Annotated in this window: 15 protein-coding genes; 4 read left to right on the top strand and 11 right to left on the bottom strand. The window is 65.6% G+C overall.

All coding sequences use genetic code 11. From position 1 onward, the window contains the following. Positions 1-514: 514 nt before the first annotated feature. Positions 515-3,178: a TonB-dependent receptor gene (locus tag FHT08_RS10200; protein ID WP_208408958.1), complete on the top strand. Its 2,664-nt coding sequence runs from the start codon at positions 515-517 to the stop codon at positions 3,176-3,178. A gap of 167 nt (positions 3,179-3,345) precedes the next feature. Here the strand turns inward: FHT08_RS10200 and FHT08_RS10195 are convergent, their stop codons facing one another. Further along, positions 3,346-4,578, bottom strand: a complete 1,233-nt coding sequence (locus FHT08_RS10195) for a multifunctional CCA addition/repair protein (protein WP_166775019.1) — start codon at positions 4,576-4,578, stop codon at positions 3,346-3,348. A gap of 811 nt (positions 4,579-5,389) precedes the next feature. Continuing rightward, on the bottom strand, positions 5,390-7,363 hold the full coding sequence (locus tag FHT08_RS10190; RefSeq protein ID WP_166775018.1) for a transglycosylase SLT domain-containing protein: 1,974 nt from the start codon (positions 7,361-7,363) through the stop codon (positions 5,390-5,392). A 275-nt stretch (positions 7,364-7,638) separates the two neighbouring features. Here FHT08_RS10190 and FHT08_RS10185 point away from each other — a divergent pair, with 275 nt between their 5' ends. Beyond that, positions 7,639-10,518 carry a TonB-dependent receptor gene (locus FHT08_RS10185; protein WP_166775017.1) on the top strand — a complete coding sequence of 960 codons (2,880 nt, stop codon included), beginning with the start codon at positions 7,639-7,641 and terminating at the stop codon, positions 10,516-10,518. An 825-nt stretch (positions 10,519-11,343) separates the two neighbouring features. Here FHT08_RS10185 and betA read toward each other — a convergent pair. From betA to FHT08_RS10150, 7 genes are all read right to left on the bottom strand, one after another. After that, positions 11,344-13,014, bottom strand: coding sequence for a choline dehydrogenase (gene betA / locus FHT08_RS10180; RefSeq protein ID WP_166775016.1), 1,671 nt, complete (start codon positions 13,012-13,014; stop codon positions 11,344-11,346). Positions 13,015-13,168: 154 nt separating this feature from the next. Beyond that, a complete protein-coding gene (gene betB / locus FHT08_RS10175) occupies positions 13,169-14,641 on the bottom strand; it encodes a betaine-aldehyde dehydrogenase (protein WP_166775015.1) in 1,473 nt (490 codons plus the stop codon). A gap of 40 nt (positions 14,642-14,681) precedes the next feature. Then, positions 14,682-16,661, bottom strand: a complete 1,980-nt coding sequence (betT, locus tag FHT08_RS10170) for a choline BCCT transporter BetT (protein WP_166775014.1) — start codon at positions 16,659-16,661, stop codon at positions 14,682-14,684. 136 nt (positions 16,662-16,797) lie between these two features. Next, a complete protein-coding gene (locus tag FHT08_RS10165; protein ID WP_104606795.1) occupies positions 16,798-17,535 on the bottom strand; it encodes an endonuclease/exonuclease/phosphatase family protein in 738 nt (245 codons plus the stop codon). Between the two features lie 49 nt (positions 17,536-17,584). Beyond that, a complete protein-coding gene (locus FHT08_RS10160) occupies positions 17,585-18,400 on the bottom strand; it encodes a thiol:disulfide interchange protein DsbA/DsbL (RefSeq protein ID WP_104606794.1) in 816 nt (271 codons plus the stop codon). Between the two features lie 91 nt (positions 18,401-18,491). After that, a complete protein-coding gene (locus FHT08_RS10155; protein WP_166775012.1) occupies positions 18,492-19,142 on the bottom strand; it encodes a thiol:disulfide interchange protein DsbA/DsbL in 651 nt (216 codons plus the stop codon). A 97-nt stretch (positions 19,143-19,239) separates the two neighbouring features. Next, a complete protein-coding gene (locus FHT08_RS10150) occupies positions 19,240-20,037 on the bottom strand; it encodes a c-type cytochrome (RefSeq protein WP_166775011.1) in 798 nt (265 codons plus the stop codon). Between the two features lie 144 nt (positions 20,038-20,181). Between FHT08_RS10150 and yihA the strand changes: the two genes are divergently transcribed. Beyond that, positions 20,182-20,805, top strand: coding sequence for a ribosome biogenesis GTP-binding protein YihA/YsxC (gene yihA, locus FHT08_RS10145; RefSeq protein ID WP_104606792.1), 624 nt, complete (start codon positions 20,182-20,184; stop codon positions 20,803-20,805). A gap of 72 nt (positions 20,806-20,877) precedes the next feature. Here yihA and FHT08_RS10140 read toward each other — a convergent pair whose 3' ends face one another. Both FHT08_RS10140 and FHT08_RS10135 read right to left on the bottom strand, forming a co-directional pair. Then, positions 20,878-21,852 (bottom strand): MBL fold metallo-hydrolase, encoded by a 975-nt coding sequence (locus FHT08_RS10140; protein ID WP_166775010.1) that lies wholly within the window; start codon positions 21,850-21,852, stop codon positions 20,878-20,880. 104 nt (positions 21,853-21,956) lie between these two features. Further along, positions 21,957-22,793, bottom strand: a complete 837-nt coding sequence (locus FHT08_RS10135) for a helix-turn-helix transcriptional regulator (protein WP_166775009.1) — start codon at positions 22,791-22,793, stop codon at positions 21,957-21,959. A 309-nt stretch (positions 22,794-23,102) separates the two neighbouring features. Between FHT08_RS10135 and FHT08_RS10130 the strand changes: the two genes are divergently transcribed. Next, on the top strand, positions 23,103-24,467 hold the full coding sequence (locus FHT08_RS10130) for a glutamate--cysteine ligase (RefSeq protein ID WP_166775008.1): 1,365 nt from the start codon (positions 23,103-23,105) through the stop codon (positions 24,465-24,467). The last annotated feature ends 54 nt before the right edge of the window (positions 24,468-24,521 follow it).

Below are 24,521 nucleotides of genomic sequence, written 5' to 3'. Positions count from 1 at the left end.
CTAGTCGCAGAGTGCCGCGACTGCGGGGCAAGCTGCATTGCGCGAATGCTGCCTGCGCAACAATAAAACGCCTGCATGCACCACATCGCCGCTTTCAACACACCCTGCATCGCAACATCCGGCTGCGCAGCCTTGTGGCATCAGGCCGCTACGCGCAGTGGTCTGCTCATCGAAGCAAATGAATGCGAACGCGATCACGCTGTCATTCCAATATCTGCATCGTCGGTGCGGTTTCAGGCACGAAACTGACCATTTATGGCAGCGAGTTGACAGCCCCGGCTGCGGAAGGCACCTTCGTTGATAACGTTGTCAGCGAGTAGGAGCCACTTCTGAATTCTTGAAAACGTTGTCGTCCGGCCGCTGGTCGGACTGGCGCTGCCCCGCATGCCGCTACGGCAGTGCGGGACGCTGCTCGCATCCGGCACAGGGGACGGAGTGCGGGCATGTCACGCGCATCGCGCGTTGTCGTGCAACCACATGGTTGCCACCTGACATCCGTCAAGAGGTCTACGCAATGCCGTCTTCCCGTGTGTTCGAATTCTCCCGTCATGTGTTCTGTCATGCGCATCCGCTGCATCGCACGCCGCTAAGTGCTGCAGTCCGCAGCCTGTTGATCGGTGGCGCTGCCCTGGCAGGGATTGCCGCGTTGCCTGCAGGTGCGCAGGAGCAGGCTGCAGCCTCGCAGGAACAGGCGCCCGCGCAAACCAATCCCTCGGTGTCCACGCTGGACGAGGTCAAGGTCGTCGGCTACCAGGCCAGCCTCGGCAAGGCACTCAACGTCAAGCGCAACGCCGATGCAATTGTCGATGCGATCAGCGCCGAAGACATCGGCAAATTCCCCGACACCAACGTTGCCGAGTCGCTGTCGCGCCTGTCCGGCATCACCGTGGATCGACAGTTCGGCGAAGGCGAGAAGGTCAGCATTCTCGGCACCGATCCGGCGCTCAATCGTGTGCTGCTCAACGGCCAGACCATTGCCTCCACCAGTTGGGGCGGCGATCCCAACGACCCGGACAGCCGCTCGTTCAACTACAGCACGCTGGCGCCGGAAGTGGTCGGCCTGATGGAGGTCTACAAGACACCGGAGGCACGCATCGACGAAGGCTCGATCGGCGGCACCGTGATCGTGCATACGCGCAAACCGCTGGATCTTGAGCGCAATACCCTGACCGGCACGCTGAGCTACGGCTATAACGATCGTTCCGAGGAGGGCAAGCCGAATGCCTCGGCGCTGTACAGCTGGAAAAACCAGGATGAAACGCTTGGTGTGCTCACCTCGGTGATGCATTCGCAGCGCGTGTTGCGTCGCGATGGCGTGGAGATCTTCGGCTACGACAACGTGCAAGGCGCAGGGTTTCCGCCGGCCGTGGTCGGCAACAACACCGGCGTGTTTCCAACCTCGATCAACACCGCGTTATTCCAGCAGACGCGCAAGCGCGATGGCGTCAGCGCGGCGCTGCAGTGGAAGCCGGATGCCGATTTCGAGCTCAACCTGACCGGTTTGTACGTCAAGGAGAGTTTCGACAACTACAACCAGAGCCGCTACGGCTACTGGGGTTCCACCCCCGGCGATGCGCAGGCGCTGGGCTTCGAGAACGGCGTGGCGACCTCGGGTACGTTCGGCGACCAGTCCAACACCTATCTGGATGGCTACCTGCGCAACAGCGAGGTCAGCACCGGCAGCATCCACCTGCGCGCCGACTGGCATAACGATGGCTGGAATGCGTCCAGCCAGGTGGGCTACACCAGTTCGCAGGGCGGTGCCGAGCGCATCTACGGCATCCAGTTCCGCAACCTCGCCGGCTACAGCTACAACATCGACGGGCGCCGCACCGCGATGGACTACAGCACCGACCCTACCAACGCGGCGGCGATGCAACTCAACAACGCCTCGGCCAGCCACAGCCCGCAGTACGACAAGGAACGCTACCTGCAAGTGGACTTCGACCATGCGGTGGAGTGGGGGCCGTTCACGCAGATCCTGACCGGCATCAAGCTGACCAATCACGCCACCGGGCAGTCCTCCTACAGCCGCACCTGGACCCCGAACGACGGCAGCACGCTGGCTGCGTTCTCGCCGGGCACCACGCCATCGGGCTATCTGGACGGCTTGTCGACCAGCGCCGACATGCAGCGCTGGTCGACCATCAACAGCGGCGCCATCAGCCAGTACATCGGTGGCCTGGAAGGCGATGACGGCTTGCCGATCAGCTACGCCGGCAACTACAGCATCGAAGAACAGAACCGCGCCTGGTTCCTGCAGGGCAATTTTTCCGGCGAGCGCTATCGCGGCAACGTTGGCGTGCGTTACGTGCACACCCGCGATTCCACCGATGGTTTCAGCTATGCGCCCGGCGGCGGCTATACGCCGGTCAACTTCCTCAACAGCTACGGCAAGTGGCTGCCGTCTTTCAACATCGCCTACGACCTGCGCGATGATCTGATGCTGCGCTTCGCTGCCTCCAAGGTGATCGCACGGCCGCGCTACACCAACATGACCCCGTACGTGGCTACCGACGACACCACGCTCACCGCGTCCACGGGCAATCCTGGATTGAGTCCGTACGAGTCCACCAACCTGGGCGCATCGCTGGAGTGGTACTTCTCCGACAGCAGCCTGCTCAGCGGCGAGTTCTTCTCGCGCGATATCTCCAACTACATCCTGACCACCGTGGAAGACCGGGTGTTCTTCAACAACGCCACCGGCGGCTCGAGCACCTATCAGACCTCGGTGCCGACCAACGCCGGCGATGCCAAGGTGCGCGGCGTCGCGCTCAACCTGCAGCACAACTTCGGTAACGGCTTCGGCGTGGTGGCCAACTACACCTATTCCGATTCCAAGACCGACGGCGATTACAGCCTGCCGTACAACTCGCGCAACGCCTACAACATCAGCCCGTACTACGAGCAGGGCAAATGGAGCGCGCGGGTGAATCTGGGCTGGCGCTCGGAATACTTCACCCAGATCGGCCGCCTCAACGGCCAGCAGATGACCGATGCATTCACCCAGGTCGATGCCTCGTTCGGCTATCAGGCCACCGAGCGGCTGCGCGTGGCGCTGGAAGCCACCAATCTGCTGGACGAAACCTACTTCAGCTATATCGGCAACAAGAACCAGCCGTACTACATCTACAAGAACGGCCGCTCTTTCATGTTGAGTCTGAATTTCAAGCTGTGACGGGCCAGGCGGCTGCTCTCGGGCAGCCGCCTTGTTGCAATGACGGCAACTCGCGTTTGCAAGTTCGACCCGGGGATCTTTCGATAGTCCGGATCTGAGCGGCAACGCTTTGCTTGGCGCGATTACATCCCCGTTGCGTTTAGACAACGGTATGCGCGATGCATCGGCTACGTGCCGGCCTTTCTTGCTCCCGCAATCGCCGCAATCCGCGCCTTCGCCAATGCCTCGCCGATCTGCGGGCCTTGCAAGCCTTCTGCAGCCAGGTCGCGCGCATTGATGGCTAGCGCAGCGGCATGCAGGCGTTTAAGTTGTTCGCCCTGTGGATACGCGGCGTCTTCGCTACCCAGTCGGCCCCGCTTGTCGGCTTCGCAGACCAGCGCGAGTTGCGCGATGCGCTCGGAGCGACGGAACGCGTCGCAGCGCACCAGCAGCTCGTGCACGGTGCGGTCGCGCAGTTCGGCCAGGCGATGCACGTTCAGGTGCTCGCGGCAGGCGGTGATGGCGAGCTGGCGATAATCCTGGGGCACCTTGAGGCGCTCGCACAATGCCTGCAGCGGGGCAACACCGCGCTGTTCGTGCATGATGTGGCGCGGCCATTCCTCCGGCGGCGTGAGCGCCTTGCCCAGGTCGTGGGTCAGCGCGGCAAAACCCACCAGCGCGTCGCCGGGCGCCAGTCGCGCGGCCATGTCGCTGACCATTTCCTGATGAATGCCGGTATCCACCTCCGGATGAAACTCGGCACGTTGCGGCACGCCATACAGTGCATCGATTTCGGGCAGGATGACGCGCAACGCATCGGTGTCGTGCAGCGTGCGCAAAAATGCCGATGGCTGCGCACTCTCCAGCACGCGGCGTAATTCCTGCCACACGCGTTCGGGCACCAGGCTGTCCAGTTCGCCGCTGGCGGCCATCTCGCGCATCAGTGCAGCGGTCTCTGGCGCGACAGTGAAACCCAGCGGTGCCAGCCGCGCCATGAAGCGGGCAGCGCGCAACACGCGCACGGGATCTTCGACAAAGGCCGGCCCCACGTGCCGCAGCACGCGTGCCTGCAGATCGCGCGCGCCGCCATACGGATCGAACAACTCGCCGGTGTCCTCGTCGCGTGCGATCGCATTGATGGTGAAGTCGCGACGCAGCAGATCCTCTTCCAGCGTCACCGAAGGATCGGCATCCACCACGAAGCCGCGATAGCCGCGCCCGGACTTGCGCTCGGTACGCGCCAACGCATATTCCTCGCCGCTGCGCGGGTGCAGGAACACCGGGAAATCCTTTCCCACTGGTTTGAAGCCCAGGTGTTCCATCTGCGCCTGATCGGCACCGACCACCACCCAGTCGCGGTCGCCAGCGGGCTGGCCAAGCAGGGCATCGCGGACTGCGCCGCCAACGAGATAGATCTTCATCGCGACATGATGCCCGATGCGGTGCGTGCGTCGTAGAGCGACTGATCTGCGGCTTGGCGATAGAGCCCTTGCCCGCCAACCATCGCGGGACTTGCCGCAAGGCACAGTGGACGATCAACGGCTTTGCGGATAGATCAACTGTAGAGCGGGTACGGTGGCTTTGCTGCAGGGCCCTTGCCCGCCCACCCTCGCAGGACACGCCGCAAGTACGTCCTTGTAGGCTCTTACGCGGCATCCATGCCGCGTAAGGTCCCGCGACGGTGGGCGGGCAAGGACCGGTCGAGATGGTCGGTGTGCACGTGCAAGCAGGGCAGGACGTGCATTGTTCGGATCACGGTGCGTCCGGCCAGCCTCTCGTCGCAACCTAAGCAGCAGGCAGGCTTTCAGCAAGCAAGCCACAAATCTCTCATCTGCCCAGAGCAGGTCGGGCAACACGCTTTCAAAAAAGCAGCCGACCAACTTTCTGGTGCGGTGTCCTTGCCGGTTGCGGGACCGTGTGGCGGCATGGATGCCGCCACCGAGCCTCCACGGACGGATTCACGGCGTGTCCCGCAAGCGGTGAGGGCACCGCGCCCTCGCCGACCCGAGCCTTCGATGCACCGGAACAACGCAATGACGGGAAAGCTTGGTTGGCCCCAGAGCCTCGGAGCCTGTGAGTCTGAAGCCTCAAAGCCCGAAGCTTAGGAGCGTAACGAAAGGTAAGTATCCGAGCGGCATGGCCTAGCTTGCGCCCCAGGCCGAGACAACGACCCGCAACCGCGCAAGCACGACCACCTCATCCAGCCGCCATGCTCGGCGGCTGACTGGGAGTTCAGTCCTGCGCCGCGTTATCGGTCGCCTGGCCTGGCGTGCACACCGGCTTCAAGCGCTTGTCCACCAGCTTGCCCATCAGCCGATCACTGAGCGGCAGCATGTCGCCGTTGAGCCGCCAGTCGTAGATCACGCTGAATGCCAGCACGCGCGCGACGTACTCGCGGGTTTCCTTGTAGCTGATGGTCTCGATCCAGAAGTCCGGCTCGAAGTTGGGCCGTTGCGATTGCCAGCGCCCGGTCGGCCCCGGGCCGGCATTGTAGGCGGCGATGGTGAGGTAGGGCAGGCCGTAGGTATTGAGCAACTGGCGCAGGTAGGCGGTGCCGATGGCAATGTTGGTGTCCGGCTCGTACAGGCTGCTGGCGCCCGCGTAACCGGGCAGGGCGATGCCCTTGGCCACGGCCGCGCCGGTGCCCGGCAATACCTGCATCAGGCCCATTGCGTTGGCCGGCGAGCGGGCGCGTGGATTGAAGATGCTTTCGGCACGGATCTCTGCGGCCACCCAGGCCGGGTCGATCGCGTTCTTGGCCGCTTCGCGGCGAATGCTGTCATCGTGATGCAGCGGAAAGCGCAACGCATACAGGCGTTGTTCGTCCGGCTGCTTGCCGAGCGCGAATACAGCGCGATCGAACCAGCCGTTTTCGCCGGCCACCTGCACCGCCAGACGGCGCTGGGTGTCGTCGAAGCGGCTCGCGGCATCGTTCCACTCGGCCACCGCCCAACCGGGGCGGTCGATCTGGAACAAGGCGATTGCGCGGACCAGCGCAGGATCACGCGCGACGGCGGCCTTGGCCTGCGGGTTGTCCCTGGGCTCCCACGGGCACAGCCGATAAGCCTGCTGCAGGCGATCGGCGGCCAGGAAGCCGTGGAAGGTCGGCGATTGCGCGGCGGCGCGATACAGCGGCTGTGCGGCAGCGCCAGCGCCGGTCTTCTCGGCCAGGCGCGCTTCGAAATATTGCCAGCGCGAATCGCTGCGCTGGGTGGCGGGCATCTTGCGGATCGCCGCCAATGCCGCCGGCCAGTCACCCCGCGACATCGCTTCGCGCGCACGCCATTCGTGCAGGCGCTCGTCGTACGAGGCATCGGGCACTGCATTGAGGCGACGCGCCGAATCAGGCAGGTACGACGCCACCGTCCACAGCGCGACCTGGTACAGCACCTGGCCGCGCTGCGCCTCGCTGAAGCCGAGCGCGGTGGCCAGCTGCGGCAACTGCTGCTCGGCTGCGTCCGAATCGTTCTTGGCCAGCTTGGCCAGGCCATCGACCGCGATGCGACGGCTGCGCTCGGTCTGGGGCCAGCTCAATGCACGTGGATGTGCCTTGTCCAGAAACGCGGCGTAGTCGGTGGCCAGGGCCAGATCGGCCGCCGGCAGACCGCGTGCGGCGGTACGCATCACCGCAGGCAGTTGTGCATCGGCGGCCGCCTCCACGCGCTCCCAGCGCAGTGCCGGAGTGAGCTCGCCACGCGACTCCAGCCCGGCGACCACCGGATCGCAGGCGTCGGGCAGGCCCTTGCCGGTGCGCCATAACGTCAACGCATCGCGGCTCCACTGGGCATCCAGCTTGCCGGTTGCCTGCCGCGCGGTCAGCTGCGCGCAGCGCAGGCCGACGTTGTCGGTGGGTTTCCAGTTGGCCAGCAAGGTGGTCCAGTCCTGGCGACGCGCCACCGCCGGCAACCAGGTGCTGCGAAAGCTTTCGGCCACCGGTTGGCCTGCATAGCGCTGCAGAAATCCCTGCGCCTGCGTGTTGGAGACGTTGTCGATGTTGCGCTTGAGCGTGGCAAATTCCAGCCAGCCATAGAGCGGGTGACGGCTCAGGGCACCGAGCTGACCGGCATCGGACTGGCCGCGCTCTGCGGCAGCGATGGCATCGCGCATGGCGACCAGTTGCGGGTCGGGGTTCTGGGCATGCAGCGTGGTGCTGCCAAGGCACAGCAGGCCGACGAAAACAGTGGCAAGACAGGGGGCATAAGTCATTGCGCGATGATACCCAAGCGCGCCTGCGTGCCGGAGTGAATACCCGCAGGATCGATGCCTGCCGGCGCTGTCGGCAGCGACGTGCGCCAGCGATGTGCATGTGCATATGCACATCGCCGGCGCGCGCCAAAGCAGCAGACGCGCAGGTAGTGCGACCTGCTTCTCGCTGCGGAACGGTCGGCTTGCGGCGCGTTAAGGTTTCGTTTAAAAGTTGCGGCGGACCGCAGGGCACGGGGGCGTGCGGACACTTGGAAATCCTTCTGGAGAGAGAAAGGATGAAGCGTCTGATTGGCTCCCCTCGGTCATGCCTGGCCGTGCAGTTGTCGTTGTGTCTGATTCCCGCATTCGCCTGGGCGCAACAGCCCGAGGCGGCCCCGAGTACGCGCACGCTCGACAGCGTGCAGGTCACCGGCACCCGCATCAAGACCGCAGAATTGCAGGGCCAGGTGCCGATCCAGACGCTCAACCGCGCCGACATCGAACGCACCGGCCTGACCTCGATCGGCGAGGTGCTGCAGGAACTCACCGCGTCGGGTTCGGCGCTCAACGCCAAGTTCAACTCATCCGGCAACTTCGGCTTTCCGCCCGATGGCGGCGGCGTGGGCGCCGGCTCGGCGCAGGTGGATCTGCGCCATCTCGGCTCCAAGCGCGTGCTGGTCCTGGTCGATGGCATCCGCTGGGTCAACGAATCCTCGGCCTCCGGGGTAGGCTCCTCGACCGATCTCAACACCATTCCGTTGGCCATCGTGGAGCGCATCGAGGTGCTCGAAGATGGTGCCTCGTCGTTGTACGGCTCGGATGCGATCGCCGGCGTGGTCAACATCATCACCCGGCGCAGCTTCGACGGTGCGCAGGTCACGCTCAATTACGGGCAGTACGGCAAGGGCGACGGCGCCAACCAGGGCATGGACCTGGCCTGGGGCACCAGTGGCGAGGATTTCAGCCTGTTTCTGGGCGCCAGCTACGTCAAGCAGGATCCGATCTACGCACGCGACCGCGCGCAGGCCCGCTTTCCGATCCCGGGCACCGGGTTGACCTTCGCCAGCTCGGCAACGCCGGATGGCCGCTTCCAGTTCGTCGACCCCAATACCGGCGTGCGCCAGAACCTCACGCCCAACGCCGGCGTCGGCACGCCGCGATACGATGGCAGCGCCGGCTGTACGCGCAGCGACGACTACCACTGTTTCGGCACCGCGGACCGCTACAACTTTGCAGAACAGAACCTGTTGCTGACGCCATCCGAGCGCAAGGGCGTATTCGCGCAGTTTCGCTATTACTTCAACGACGACGTGCAGTGGTACGTCAAGGCGCTGGGCAACCGGCGCGAGTCGACCAACCAGGCGGCGCCCGAGCCGATCTTTCTCGGCCCCGATGCCGGCACCGGCAATCCGCTGGCCGACAACATCGTGATTTCCGCGCTCAATCCGTTCAATCCGTTCGGCTTCGAGTTGAACTCGGCCACCAACCTGATCCAGATCGGCCGCCGACCGGTGGAAGGCGGGGCGCGCCGTTTCGAGCAACAGGTCGACACGCAGTACTTCGGCACCGGTCTGGTGGGCACCTTCGAAGGTGCGGCGCGCACCTGGTTCTGGGACATCAACGGCATGTACAGCAAGAACGAGGCCGAACAGACCAACTACGGCAGCTACAACCTCTACAACATCAACCTTGGCCTGGGCGATCCGGCCGCATGCGCGGCGGTGGCCGGCTGCGTGCCACTGGATATCTTCAGCGGCGCCGGCAGCATCACGCCGGAGATGTTGCGCTGGATCCAGCCGGTGGTGCGCGACCGCAGCCAGAACGAGTTGAGCCTGTTCACCGCCAATCTGAGCAGCGAGCTGTTCCAGCTGCCCGGTGGTGCGGTGTCGTTCGCCACCGGCTACGAATACCGCAAATACGAAGGTGCCTACCAACCCGATCCGCTCACCGTGGCGGGGCGCTACAACGGTGTGCCGTCGTTGCCGACGTCAGGCAGCTACGACGTCAACGAGGCCTATCTCGAACTCAATATCCCGGTCTTCGCCAACGCGTCGTTGGGCGACAAACTCGACTTGAATATCGCCGGCCGCTATTCGGATTACTCCACCTTCGGCGGCGAGTTCACGCCAAAGTACGGCCTGCGTTGGCAGGTCACCGATGAGCTGGTGCTGCGCACCAGTTATGCAGAAGGCTTCCGTGCGCCAACCATCGGCGAGCTGTTCGGTTCGGCGGCGCGCGCCGATCTGCAGTTGTCCGATCCATGCTCGATCGGGCTAGGCGGCACCGCGCCGCGCGGCAGCGCCGCGAACTGCGCGGCGCTCGGTGTGCCGGCCGGCTATCAACAGGCCAATCAGCAGATCTCGGTCACCACTGGCGGCAACGAGCAACTGGATCCGGAACGTTCGCGCAGCTTCAGTGCCGGCTTCGTGTTCAGCCCGGGCTTTGCCAGCAATGCCAGCTGGTCCGACCGCCTCGATCTGGAAATGACGTTCTACCGTCATCATGTGGATGGCGCGATCCAGGCGATCAATGCGCAAACCCAGCTGGATCTATGTGTGGACACCCTGGACGCGCTGTATTGCAACGGCATCGGCCGCGCCTCCACCGGCGGCATCAATGCGTTCAACAATCGGCTGACCAATCTGGGTTCGATCAAGACCGACGGTTGGGATGTGGACCTGTTCTGGACCTTGCCGGAGACGGCGTTTGGCCGTTTCAAGGTGTCCTGGCAGAACACCTTCGTGGGCCGCTACGAGGCACTCGGTGCAGCAGGGCAGCGTCAGCCGCAGGGGCCGGGCATCGAAGTGGTGGACAGCGCGATCCCCGAATGGACCAGCAACGCAGTACTGGACTGGTCGTTGGGTAACTGGACCGCATCGTGGACCGCGCGCCACATTTCCAAACTCACCGAACAATGCGGCGATGCAGTGGAATTTGCGGTGTGTTCCGATCCTGCAGTGGGGTCCAATCGCCTGGAGGCGATCACCTACCACGATGCACAGCTGGGCTATCGCGTCGATTGGCTCAAGGGGCTGCAGCTCACGGCCGGCTTGAACAACGTCTTCGACAAGGACCCGCCGCTCTGCCTGTCGTGCTCCCTCAATGGCTACGACGCCTCCACTTACGACATCCCCGGTGGGCGCTTCTGGTATGCGCGGGTGGATTTGAAGTTTTAGTCCATCAGGTCGGGTCGGTCGTAAAGCGGAGAGCGGCTGATCTGTGGCTTGGCTGCAGGGCCCTTGCCCGCCCACCATCGCAGGACACGCCGCAAGTACGTCCTTGTAGGCTCTTACGCGGCATCCATGCCGCGTAAGGTCCCGCGACGGTGGGCGGGCAAGGACCATCGAAGATGGTCGGTGTGCATGGTTGCAAGCAATGCAGGACGTGCGTTGTTCGGTAATGGCGCATCCGATCAGCTCCGCAGCGCAATGAGATCAGAAGACAGGCTTTCAATAAACAACCTGCAAACTCTCTGGTGCGGTGTCCTCGCCGATTGCGGGACCGTGTGGCGGCATGGATGCCGCCACCGAGCCTACAAGGACGTACCTGCGGCGTGTCCCGCGAGCGGTGAGGGCACCGCGCACTCGACTAACCAAGCTTTTGATCGCATCTAAACGGCGCTACGACTCGAAATCTCGGTTGACTTGAAGTGCTTGGAGAGTGCGGATAGATCAATTGCAGAGTGGTTGATCTGTAGCTTCGCTGCAGGGCCCTTGCCCGCCCACCCTCGCGGGACACGCCGCAAGTACGTTCTTGTAGGCTCTTACGCGGCATCCATGCCGCGTAAGGTCCGCGACGGTGAGCGGGCAAGGACCATCGAAGATGGTCGGTGCATGGTTGCAAGCAATGCATGACGTGCGTTGTTCGGTAATGGCGCATCCGATCAGCTCCGCAACGCAACGAGATCAGAAGACAGGCTTTCAATAAACAACCTGCAAACTCTCTGGTGCGGTGAGGGCATCGCGCACTCGACCCAAGGCGGCGCACCGCGTTTTCTAGCATCACCCGCGCACAGGCGCATCGCCGGCCACGTAGTAGTCCGCCGTGCTGCGCGGCAGTGGCGTGCGGCCACGCATGCGGTCGGCGATCTTCTCGGCGATCATGATGGTGGTGGCGTTGAGGTTGCCGGTGATGATGCGCGGCATGATCGATGCGTCGATCACCCGCAGGCCGTCCATGCCGTGTACGCGGCCCTGTCCGTCGACCACCGCCATGTCATCTGTGCCCATCGCGCAGGAGCAGGACGGGTGATACGCCGTCTCCGCGCGCGCGCGTACGAAGGCGTCCAGCTCGGCATCGGTCTTACAGTCCGCGCTCGGGCTGATTTCGCGGCCGCGGTAAGCGTCCAGCGCGGGCTGGGCGATGATCTCGCGGGTGATGCGGATCGCATCGCGAAATTCCTGCCAGTCCTGATCGGTGGATTGGTAGTTGAACAGGATCGACGGATGCTGGCGCGGGTCGCGCGACTTGGCATGCACGCGCCCGCGGCTGGGGGTGCGCATCGAGCCCACATGCGCCTGGAAGCCGTGTTCCTTCACCGCATTGCTGCCGTTGTAGTTGATCGCCACCGGCAGGAAGTGATACTGGATATTGGGCCAGTCGAACTCTTCGCGCGTGCGGATGAAACCGCCGGCCTCGAACTGGTTGCTCGCCCCGGTGCCGGTACCGGCAAACAGCCACTCCGCACCGATCGCCGGCTGGTTCCACCATTGCAATGCCGGATACAACGATACCGGTTTGGTGCAGGCGTACTGGATGTAGACCTCCAGGTGATCCTGCAGGTTCTGGCCGACGCCGGGCAGGTCGTGCACCAGTTGCACGTCGAGCGCGCGTAATAGATCGGGTGCGCCGACACCCGAGCGTTGCAGCAGCTGCGGCGAGGCGATCGCGCCAGCGCACACCAGCACTTCGCGGCGTGCATGCGCGTCGATGCCCTCGCTGCTGTTGCCGACCAGGTAATGCACGCCGATCGCGCGTTTACCGGCAAACAGGATGCGGTCGGTGGTGGCATGGGTGACGATGTGCAGGCCATCGCGCGGACGCGCCATGTCCAGGTAGCCGCGCGCGGTGCTTGCGCGACGTCCTTGCGGCGTCACCGTGCGATCCATCGGCCCGAAACCTTCCTGCTGATAGCCATTGAGATCGTCGGTGCGCGGGTAACCGGCCTGCACACCGGCGTCGACCATGGCATGGAACAGCACGTTGTTGTCGTTCTTCGGCGTGGCGACGCTGACCGGGCCTTCGCCGCCGTGATAAGCGTTGGCGCCGATGTCGCGCGTCTCGGCCTTGCGGAAGTACGGCAACACATCGCGGTAGCTCCAGTCTTCCAGGCCCGGCCGCTTGGCCCAATGGTCGAAATCCAGGGCATTGCCGCGGATGTAGCACATGCCATTGATCAGGGACGAGCCGCCCAATCCCTTGCCGCGCCCGCACTCCATGCGCCGGTTGTCCATATGCGGCTCCGGCTCGGTCTCGTAGGCCCAGTTGTAGCGACGGCCCTGCAACGGAAACGCCAATGCAGCCGGCATCTGGGTGCGGAAGTCCAGCCGATAATCCGGCCCGCCCGCTTCCAGCAGCAACACGCTGACGTCCGGATCTTCGGTCAGGCGCGCGGCCAGCACGTTACCTGCCGAGCCGGCGCCGATGATGATGTAGTCGTACTCGCGTTGCATGAGGTTCTCCTTGTTGCGGTGCCGGTGTGAAGCGGCTTTCAAAAGCGATTGCGCAATGGGCGGGCGTCTCTGTGCGAAACGGCACGATCCGCAGGCTGCGGAGCGCGCATCTCGCCGGTGCTGCCGGGGACAGCCTGCCGTGTGGCGTCAGCGTTCAAAACACCGACGCGTAGCGCTCCAGTTCGACCTGGATGGATTTGGTGCGGGTGTAGGCCTGCAGTGTGGCCAGGCCGTTCTCGCGGCCCACGCCGGATTGCTTGTAGCCGCCCACCGGCATCGGTGCCGGCGACTCGCCCCAGGTGTTGATCCAGCAGATGCCCGCCTGCAGGCGATGGATCAGGCGATGCGCGCGTGCCAGGTCCGGCGTCACCACGCCCGCGGCCAGGCCGTAGGTGGTGGCATTGGCGCGTGCGATCGCTTCGTCTTCGTCGTCGTAGGCGAGCAGGCTCAGCACCGGTCCGAAGATCTCCTCGCGCACGATGGTCATCACATCGGTGCAGTCGCTGAAGATGGTCGGTGCGACATAGCAGCCTTGTGCCAGCGCGCCGTCGCGCAGACGTTGGCCGCCGCACAGCAGACGTGCACCCTCGGCCTTGCCCTGTTCGATGTAGTCCAACACGCGCTGCATGTGCGCGGCGCTGACCATCGGGCCGAAGGTGGTGCGCTCGTCCAGCGGGTCGCCGATCTGGATGCGTTGCACGCGTGCCAGCAGCCGCGCTTCGAAGGCGTTGCGCAGCGCGCGCGGCACGAACACGCGCGTGCCGTTGGTGCATACCTGCCCGGAGCTGTAGAAGTTGGCCATCATGGCGATGTCGGCGGCCAGATCCAGGTCGGCGTCGGCGCAGACGATCAAGGGCGACTTGCCGCCCAGTTCCATGGTGACGTCTTTCAGCGACGAACTCGAGGCACTCGCCATCACCTTGCGCCCGGTCGCGGTGCCGCCGGTGAAGCTGATCTTCTCGATCTGCGGGTGTTCGGTGAGCGCGGTGCCCACGCTGGCGCCATCGCCGGGCAGCACGTTGAACACGCCATCGGGCAGGCCGGCCTCGGTGAAGAGTTCGGCCAGCTTGAGTACGGTCAGCGGTGTCACCTCGCTGGGCTTGAAGATCATTGCGTTGCCGGCCGCCAGCGCGGGCGCGGCCTTCCACAGCGCGATCTGGATCGGGTAATTCCACGCGCCGATCGCGCCGACCACGCCAAGCGGCTCGTGCCGCGTGTAGAAGAAGCTGCCTTCGCGCAACGGCAGCTGTGCGCCCTGCAGCGCCTGCGCCACGCCGGCGTAATACTCCAGCACGTCCGCACCGGTGACGATGTCCACGCTGCGGGTTTCGCTCAGCGGCTTGCCGGTGTTGAGCGTTTCCAGCTCGGCCAGCGCGTCGTTGCGCTCGCGCAGCAGCGCCACTGCACGCAACAGGATGCGCGAGCGCTCCACCGTGGTCAGTGCCGCCCATTGCTGCTGGCCGGCCTTGGCGCTGTCGACCGCGGCACCCAGATCGTCGGCACCGGCGTTGTGCACATTGGCCAGCACCTCGCCGGTGGCGGGATTGACCACCTCGAAGGTGTGGCCGCCGCGGGCGGGAACATAACGGCCGCCGATGTACAGCAACTGGTCGGGAAAACGTGGCATGACAAACCTCCTGTGGGGCGCACGCGGCAGCGGCGGCACCTCAGCGCGTGAGATGCAGGAACTGCAGGTGACGCTCGTATTGATCGATGATGTCGTTGATGATCTGCTCGCGGCTGTAACCGACCAGGTCGTAATCCTGGCTGCCTTCGTACAGATACACTTCGGCGCGGTAATAGCGTTGGTTACGCAGGCGTTGCGCGGCGAAGGACGGCGTCAGGTAACCGCGCATCACCACCTGGTAGCGGAATCCCTGCTGCTCGCCGTGATCGACGCTGATGTCCATGTCGCCGTCGTCGAGCCGGCTGCTGACCTGCCAGCCCTCTTCCTGCAGTTGCGCGGTGACCGCTTCGATCGCCGGGCGCACCTGATCGTGCATGAAGCGATACACCTCATCGCGCGCCGGGAAATGCATCGCCTGGCCCAGGCGCTGACGCCAGCCGCGGTGATGCCGCGATTGTCCGATCAGCGGGCTGGGGCTGTAGAGCTGTGCGCGCTTGCGTTGCGACTCTTCGCTGAGCGCGCGCGACAGGCCCCAGGCCATCAGCAGCAGCACCGCCGAGAACGGCAGCGAGGCCAGCACCACGGCCGATTTCAGCGCATCCATGCTGCCGGCCAGCAACAGGCCGCCGGTCACCACCGCAGTGAGCACACCCCAGAACACGCGCAACCAGCGCGGGCCGTCGTCGTGCGGTTCGCCGCCGTGCGAGGACAGCGTAGACAACACCACCGTACCGGAATCGGCAGAGGTCACGAAGAACACGAAGCTGATCGCCACCGTCACCGTGATCACCGTGCGGCTCCACGGGTAGTTCTGCAGGAGCGAATACAGCACCGTCTGCGGCGCATCGATGGCCTGCTGCGCCAGCGCGCCCTGGCCGTGATGCAGCAACTGGTCCAGCGCGCTGTTGCCGAAGATCGACAGCCACGCCAGGGTGAAGCCGAGCGGGATCAGCAACACGCCGAGCACGAACTCGCGGATGGTGCGGCCGCGCGAAATGCGGGCGATGAACAGGCCTACGAACGGTGCCCAGCCGATCCACCACGCCCAGTAGAACACCGTCCAATTGCCGAGCCAGTCGCCGCGGCCGCCGTAGGCGTACACATCGAAACTCTTGTTGACCACACTGCCCAGGTAGTCGCCCAGATTCTGGATCAACGCGTTGAGCAGATACTGCGTGGGGCCGGCCAACAGCATGAACAGCAGCAGCGCGATCGCCAGCAGCATGTTGATGTCCGACATCCAGCGCACGCCTTTCTCAACGCCGGACACCGCCACCACGATTGCCGCGCCCATCATCGCCACGATCAGCGCGACCTGCACCCAGTGGGTGTGCGGCACATCCATCAAGGTGCTCAGGCCGGCATTGAGGTGCAGTACGCCAAAGCCCATGTCCGCGCCCAGGCCGAACACGGTGGCCACGATGCCCAGCGCATCCACGGTGTAGCCGATCGGCCCGTTGATGCGCTTGCCGATCAGCGGATACAGCGCCGAGCGCAAGGCCAGCGGCAGGTTGTGGCGGAATGCGAAATACGCCAGCGCCATCGCTGCCAGCGCGAACACGCCCCAGCCATGCAGTCCCCAATGCAGGAACAGCAACTGCATCGCCTGACGCGCAGAGGCCTCGCCGCTGCCGGTTCCGCCTTGCGGCGGTTGCAGATAATGGGTGAGCGGTTCGGAGACGCAGAAGAAGAACAGCGTGATGCTGATACCCGCGGCGAACAACATGCCGGCCCAGGAGAGATAGCTGAATTCCGGCTCGTCGTGATCGGCGCCGAGCTTGATGTTGCCGTAGCTGGACAAGGCCACGCCGAGCACGAATACCAGATACACCGTCATCGCCAACAGGTAGTACCAGCCGACATTGCGCGAGGCCCAGGTCTGCGCGTCCAGCAGCACGCGGCCCGCCTCGAGCGGAAACAACGACACCAACAACGCAAACGTACAGACCACGGTCGCCGCCAGCACGAACACCGGCCGCAGGGTGCGCACCGGCAACCGCTGCGGCTCTACCGCACTCATGCCGACACACTCATATGACGCGTATCACGTGCCGTGCTCCCAACGAAAAACCGCCTGCGTTATCGCACAGGCAGTGTCGAGGGGGTGTCATCGGTCGAGTCCGCCAGTGCGAACCCATGGCCACGTTGCATGCTTGCTAGCGCAGCAGGGGCAGCGGTACGCGGATATCCATGCCGACCGCAAGATGGTCGGAGAACGCTGCGGGAATCGCTTCGATATGTTCGATCTTCAAGCTGTCGCTGACCAGGATATGGTCGATCGCCCGATCCGGACGCCAGCTGGGAAACGTATGCACTTCGCAGCTCGGCGGTTGCAATCGCGTGTGCCGGTACAGCGCCTGCATTTCCGGCCGGTCGGCCATGCAGTTGAAATCGCCCATCAACATCGCGTTGGGATGCTCGGACAACAACTCGGCGATGAAGGCCAGTTGCGCCATGCGCGAGTTGGCGCCCAACGACAGATGCGCCACTGCGACCGCCAGGCCTTCGCGACCCTGCCCGAACTTGGCCAGCAGGATGCCGCGCCCGCCGATCCGGCCGGGCAGGGCGTGGTCCTGCACTTCCAGCGGTTCCAGCTTGCTGAGCAAGCCGTTGGCGCTGGAGGCGACACCGCCCATGCGGCGGTTGGGTTGGTGGCTCCAGTAATGGAAGCCGGCGCGTTCGGCCAGGTAGTGGGTCTGGTTGGTGAAACCCGAGCGCAGGCTGCCCGGATCGGCTTCCTGCAGGCCGACGATATCGCGCTCGCCGGCCAGTTTGGCGATGCTGTCCAGGCTGGTGCGCTTGCTGCCCAGCGGCAACGCATGCGACCAGCTGCGCGTGACGTAATCGCTGTAACGGCGGGTGCTGGAGCCGGCCTGGATGTTGGCGGTCAGCACCCGCAGGGTGCGCGAATCCGAAGCGTTCACAGGGCTGCGATCGACAGGATCACTTGGCCAGCGTGGCGCGTTCGCGCGCAATCAGGTGATCGGCGATGCGCAGCATGTCCGGGAAGCTCTGGCCCTTGACCAGGTACTTGCCGTTGACGATCAGCGACGGGGTGCCGGTGAGCTTGCTGCGGGTGGCGAACTGCTTGGCGCGGTTGGTCTTGGCCGACACGCCGAAGCTGCTCATGGTGTCGATGAAGGTCTTCTGGTCCACGCCGTACTTGGCGTAGAACGCGGCGATGTCCTGCACCGAATCCTTGCCGCGCTCGCCCTTGAGGGTCTGCTCGGTATGGATGGCCCTGTACAGCGCTTCGTGGGTCTTTTCCTGCACGCCCAGGGTTTCGGCGGCATAGAACGCACGGCCGTAGTCGTCCCATGGGCCGCCGAACATCGCCGGCACGTAGACGAAGTGCACGTCCGACGGCAGACCGGCCTTCCACGGCCCGATCAGCGGCTGGAACGCGTTGCAGGCGGGGCAGACATAGCCGAAGACCTCGGCCACTTCGATCTTGCCGGCGGCCTGCTGGTACGGCTGGCCGCCTTCGATATCCAGATAATCGGTGCCGGCGACCGGCTCGGGGCCGTTCGGCGCGCGCGGTGCGGCGCTGGGTGCGGCGGCCGGCGGGGCGCTGGCGCTCTCGCCAACCGCAGGCGGCGCGGCGGGGTCGGCGGCCGGCGTGGCAGCGGCCGCAGCAGGCGCCGTCTCGGCAGCCGGCGTGGCGGCGGCAGGTGCGGTGTCGGACGAGCCGTCCTGGGCCTTGCAGGCGACCAGGATCGGCAGCAGCGCCATCAGCGTCAGGGCGAAGCGGGTCTTCATCGGATTGGATCTCCAGCGTGGGGCGAGGAAAGGGCCGGACGGCCGCGGGGCGCATGATGCCATGGGCGGCCGTTGGTGGCGGTTACGCGGTTCAGCGCTTGGCAGGACCGGCGTGTTCGCGGGCGATCAGGTAGTCCGCCACGCGCAGCATGTCCGGGTAGTTGCGCGCGCCGATCAGATAGCGCCCGTTGACGATGATGGCCGGGGTGCCGGGGAGCTTGCTGCCCTTGGCGAACTCGCGCGCGGCATCGAGCCTGGCATCCACCACCTGGCTCTTGTAGGTCTCGATGAAGCGCTGCTGCGGCACGCCATAGCCGGCATAGAACGCGGCCAGTTCTTCCGGGGCGACATTCTGGGTCGGCACGGTCTGCTTCTCGTGGATCGCCTCGAACATGGCGCGGTGGCTGCGCTTGGCCACGCCCAGGAGGTCGGCGGCGAAGTAGGCACGCGCGAACGCATCCCAGAACCCGCCGAATGCCGCCGGCACCGGGGTGAAGCGCACATACGACGGCTGCCTGGCTACCCAGGTCTCCAGGGTTGGCTCGAAGTGCGCGCAGTGCGGGCAGGTGTAGCCGAACACCTCGACCACTTCCACCTTGCCGGCCAGCGGCGCATACGGCTGGCCGCCGTCGATGACGATGTAGTCGTCGCCTTCGACCGGCGGGGCGTTCTTGTCGGCGGCACAGGCCGCCAGCGGCATCAGCAGCAACAACAGCAGGGACAGGCGGGAAAGCAGATTCATGCAGGCTCCGTGGGGATGGAAAGGGGGAGGGCGGGAAACGACGACGCCGGTCGCGGGACCGGCGTCGTGACACGGTGTGGCGGTTGCGGCGGTCAGCTCATGAGCGTGCGGGCGTTGCTGCGGGCGTTTGCGCGGCGGCCGCATCGTCGGCGCGGTCGTGCAGACCCTGCAGATAGCTGGCCAGCGCCTGGATCTCCTGCTCGGTCAGCGGGTGCGCCACCTGCGCCATGATATTGAACAGTGCCGGGTTGCGCTCCTGGGTGGTACCGGCCTGGTACTCCTTCAGGCGCCGCGCCACGTACTCGGCATGCTGGCCGCCCAGGCGCGGATACGCCGGGCCCGGATTGCCGCTGCCGGACGGGCCATGGCAGGCCATGCAGGCCGGCACGCCGCGCGCGACATCGCCGCTGCGGTAGAGCTTCTCGCCGACCTCGTAGAACTTCAGGCCCTGGGACGGCCCCTCGTTGACCACCGTATCGTCGGCCACCCCGGCAGCGGATTTCTGCGTGGCGAAGTAGGCACCCAGGTCGCGCATGTCCTGCGCGGTGAGGTCCTTGACGAACGGCACCATCACCGCCGACATGCCAGTATTGCGCTCCCCGCTGGCGATCAAGGCGACCTGATGCGCCACGTAGCGTTCGGTCTGGCCGGCGATGCGCGGGTACATGGCCACCGCCGGATTGCCGTCCGGGCCATGGCAGGCCGCGCAGGCGGCGGCCTTGGTCTGGCCGGCCTTGGCATCGCCCCAGGTGGTCTTGGACAGGTCCACCTCCAGCGGGGCCACCCGCACCGGCGGTGGATCGGGGATCGGCGTGACTGCCGATTGCGCAAACGCCACGGCGGCGATGACCGGCACGGCGAGGGCGGCGAGGACAAGCACACGAGCATGGCGCATCAGCTAAAGCTCCGTATGGACCCGGCCCGCGCGCGTTGGGCGCTGGCTGTGGCAGGCGTGCTTCGATTATCGACACGCCTTTGCGCCAGGGTCAACGAACAGTGCAGCAAAACCGTCGGGCCCCGAACGTGCGATCCTAGGGAGATGTCGCTCCTTATCGAACAAGCCCGCTACCACCTGTCCGCCCACAACGCCCGGCAATTGCCCGACGATGGCGGGTACGAGGTCGCCTTCGCCGGCCGCTCCAATGCCGGAAAGTCCAGCGCGCTCAACGCGCTGACCCGCCAGAACGCGCTGGCCCGCGTGTCCAAGACCCCTGGCCGCACCCAGCAGCTGGTGTTCTTCCAGATCCAGCCCGAGCGCTATCTGGTGGACCTGCCCGGTTACGGCTACGCCAAGGTGCCGCAGGACCTGCAGGCGCACTGGCAGGCTTTCATCGACCGCTATTTCCGCACCCGCGAGGCCCTGCGCGGGCTGGTGGTGGTGATGGACATCCGTCATCCGCTCAAGGATTACGACCTGCAGATGCTCGGCTATGCGGCCGAGCGCGGCCTGCCCGCACACGGGTTGCTGACCAAGGCCGACAAGCTCGGCCGTGGCCAGCAGATGCAGACCCTGCAGAAGGTCAAGAAGGAAGTGACCTCGCGCTTCGGCGACAGCGTGACCGTGCAGACCTACTCCGGCGAATCGCGCCAGGGCGTGGACGAACTGCGCGGCATCGTCGGCGGCTGGCTGGGCCTGGACGGTGCGGCGCCTGCCGCGGAGTGAGCCGGGGCGGGCCTGGCGCCATGACGCCTGGTCCTTCAGACCGTCAGGACGGCAAGCCAGGGCTCGCCGTTTTCATTGCGGCACCGCGCCGAATTCGGTCGGCACCCAGGCGAACGCCTTGCCCTCGCGGCGCACATGACCCAGCCCCGGAAACGGCAGATGCGCGCCCGCCACCCACCAGCGGCCGTCGGCTGCCTGCGTCAGCAGGCGACGCCGTGAGGCGATTGCCTTGGTGCGGTCGCTGTCGGCCTCGAACGATGCGTCCGGCTGGGCGAACTGCACGGCGTGGTAGTGCAAGACATCGCCCCACACCAGCACGGTGTTGCCGGTGCCGCCGTCGAAGCGATACGAAACATGGCCGGGCGTGTGGCCCTGGCTGTCCAGCGCGGTGATGCCGGCCGGCAATGCGGTCTTGCCCGGCTGGAAACGGCGCAGCCGACCCTGGGCTTGATACGGCGCCACGGCCGCGCGTGCCAGCGGGAAGGCGAACTGCAGCATCGGCGCGGCACCGGCTTCCGAAGCGGGGTCCAGCCAGTACGCGGCATCGGCGTCGGACAGCCACACCGTGGCGTTGGGAAAGGCCGGTGTGCCCTGCCCATCCAGCAGGCCGCACAGATGGTCCGGATGCGCGTGGGTGAGCAGCACATCGTCGACCTGGGCGGGGTCGTAACCGGCGGCGCGCAGGTTGCTCAGCACCTGGCCCAGACCGGGCCCCAGGCATTGCGCGGTGCCGGTATCGACCAGGCTGAGGTGGCTGCCGTCCTGGATCAGATAGGCATTGACTGCAGTCTGCAGTCCCTTGTTGTCCTCGGGCACGTAGCCCTGCGCGAGCAGGCGGTCGCGCTCTGTCATGTCCATATTGGATAGCTGTTGCCGCGTCAACGCCACGCTACCGTCGAACAACGCAGTGACGCGCAGCGTACCGATGCGCTGCAGGTAGAAGCCGGGAACCTGTGCGTGGGAGGATGCGGGCGCAGCGGCGTGCGCCAGTGTGGCGCTTGCGGCGAGCAACAGCGGTGCCAGCGAACGCAGGGCGGAAACAGACATGAGCAACTCCAGGACAGGCGGCAGCCGCCGCGGTGTCGCCATGCTGGCCGCAGCGACCTGCGCGATTCGCTCATTGCGCTGCGCGAAGCGCTCGCGCCGGCGATCTAGCGGCTATTGCCGATGCTGGCCGGGTCCAGCCCGTAGCGCTGCTGGAAGCGCTGACTGAAGCTGCGGGTAGACCGATACCCGGCACGCGCGGCCACGGTCTTGAGCGGCCAGCGCGTGCTGTAGAGCAAGGCCATGGCGTGCGCCAGCCGCGCGTCGGTGATCACCTCGCGCAGCGAGCGCTGTTCGGCGGCCAGATGCCGACGCAAGGTGGCGCCACTGATGCCCAGGCTGTCTTCGACATCGCGCGAGCGCCATGCCCGCTGCGGCTGCGCGGTGATCAACGTACGCACCTGCTCGGCGATGCTTGGCGCCGGCGGCAGCAGCAGGCCGCCGTGGCCGCGGCGGCAGAGATTGACGACCAGTGCGGCCAGCGCAAGACGTGCTTCGGCATACAGACCGTGGTGCAGCGCATCGCGCCATTGCTGCAGCGTCAGTTCGAAATCGATCGCCGCCAGCCGCGCGATGTCGGCGCCGGCCTCGGGCAGCGGCTCGTTCCACAACGCGCGCGCAGCGACCAGCGCCTCTACGCATAGCGGGACCACCACGCTCAGGTAGAGCCCGGTCTGTGGGTCGGGCGTGTTGATCACATCGATCCGGCAACGGCGCGTCACCAGGAACAGATCGCCCGGCACGAACTCCAGCGATTGGGTCGTGCTGCGCACCTGTTTGCGGCCCTGCAGCAGAATCGCGAACTGCGCCTGGGTCAGATCCACCGAGCGTGCCCCGTGTTCGCGCCGCGCACTCACGCAGACGAACGCTTCGGCGCGCTCGCAGTGCATCAGACTGGCCATCTGCGCGAGCAGCGCATCGGTGGGTGTGGGTGCAACGGTCATGGCCGGGCGATGCTACAGGATCGCGGGTGCGCGGCTGGGGTGATCGAACGCCATGCATCCGCGCCTGCGGGAAGTCGCGGGTGTCCAGTTTCAGCCTGGACGGTTGCAGCCCGCGGCGCCTCCGTCACTCCCGACCTCGGTGCCGCGGTCACGCCAGCGCCTGCGTCGGCCACGCCGTGCGCATGGATGGAAATCTCAGACCCGGCCGATGGCAGCAATTCTTTCCATGCCCTGCGGTTATAGTGCGGGCCTTGCGGTGGCAGGGGAGGATCCCCACATCGTCCCCCTCATTTTCCTGCGAGCCTGCCCTTGTCGAGTCCCAGCCACGTTGCCGAAACGCCGATCACCGAACGCGCGGAACTGGTCCAGGTGCTGGCCTCCGGCGAGAAGCCCGGCGCTGACTGGCGGATCGGCACCGAGCACGAAAAGTTCGGCTTCCAGCTCGACGACCTGCGCGCGCCCACGTTCGAAGGCGAGCGCGGCATCCAGGCGCTGCTGACCGGGTTGACCCGCTTCGGCTGGGAGCCGGTGCAGGAAAACGGCCACACCATCGCGCTGCTGCGCGACGGCGCCTCGGTGACGCTGGAGCCGGCCGGCCAGCTGGAACTGTCCGGCGCGGCGGTGGAAACCCTGCATCACACCTGTGTGGAAACCGGCACCCATCTGGACGAAGTGGCGCAGGTGGCCGGCGAGTTGCAGCTGGGGTTCCTGGGCATGGGCTTCCAGCCCAAGTGGCGCCGCGATCAAATGCCGTGGATGCCCAAGGGCCGCTACCAGATCATGAAGAACTACATGCCCAAGGTCGGCTCGCTCGGCCTGGACATGATGACGCGCACCTGCACCGTGCAGGTCAATCTGGACTACGCCACCGAAGCGGACATGGTGAAGAAGTTCCGCGTGTCGCTGGCATTGCAGCCGATCGCCACCGCGTTGTTCGCCGATTCGCCGTTCACCGAAGGCAAGCCGAACGGCTACCTGAGCTACCGCTCGCACATCTGGACCGACACCGACGCCGATCGCACCGGCATGTTGGACTTCGTGTTCGAAGACGGCTTCGGCTACGAGCGCTATGTCGATTACCTGCTCGACGTGCCGATGTATTTCTCCTACCGCGACGGCGTCTACGTCGATGCCAGCGGGCAGAGCTTCCGCGACTTCATGCAGGGCAGGTTGCCGGCACTGCCGGGCGCGTTGCCGACGCTGCGCGATTGGTCGGACCACATGACCACCGCGTTCCCGGAAGTGCGCTTGAAGAAGTATCTGGAAATGCGCGGCGCCGATGCCGGCCCGTGGGATCGCCTGTGCGCGCTGTCGGCATTCTGGGTCGGTTTGCTGTACGACGACACCGCGCTGGATGCGGCCTGGGATCTGGTCAAGGATTTCAGCACCAGCGAGCGCCACGCGCTGCGCGACGGGGTGCCCAAGCATGCACTCGGCCTGCCGTTCCGCAATGGCACGGTGCGCGATTTGGCGGTGGAAGCGGTCAAGATCGCCCGCGAGGGCCTGCGTCGGCGTGCGCGCCTGAATGCCGACGGTCAGGACGAAACCGGCTTTGTGGATGTGATCGCCGAGATCGCCGAGAGCGGTGTCACCGCGGCCGAGCGCAAGCTGGCGCTGTATCACGGCGCATGGAACGGCGACATCGATCGCGTGTTCCGCGAGTTTGCGTACTGAGCGCTTGCTGCCTGCAGCGGTCGTAGCACGTCGCCGGGCTGGGGCGCGGGTGGG

This window comes from Xanthomonas sp. CFBP 8151, assembly GCF_011761885.1.
Lineage (GTDB): Bacteria > Pseudomonadota > Gammaproteobacteria > Xanthomonadales > Xanthomonadaceae > Xanthomonas > Xanthomonas arboricola_B.
This window is presented reverse-complemented; position numbering and strand designations above follow the sequence as displayed.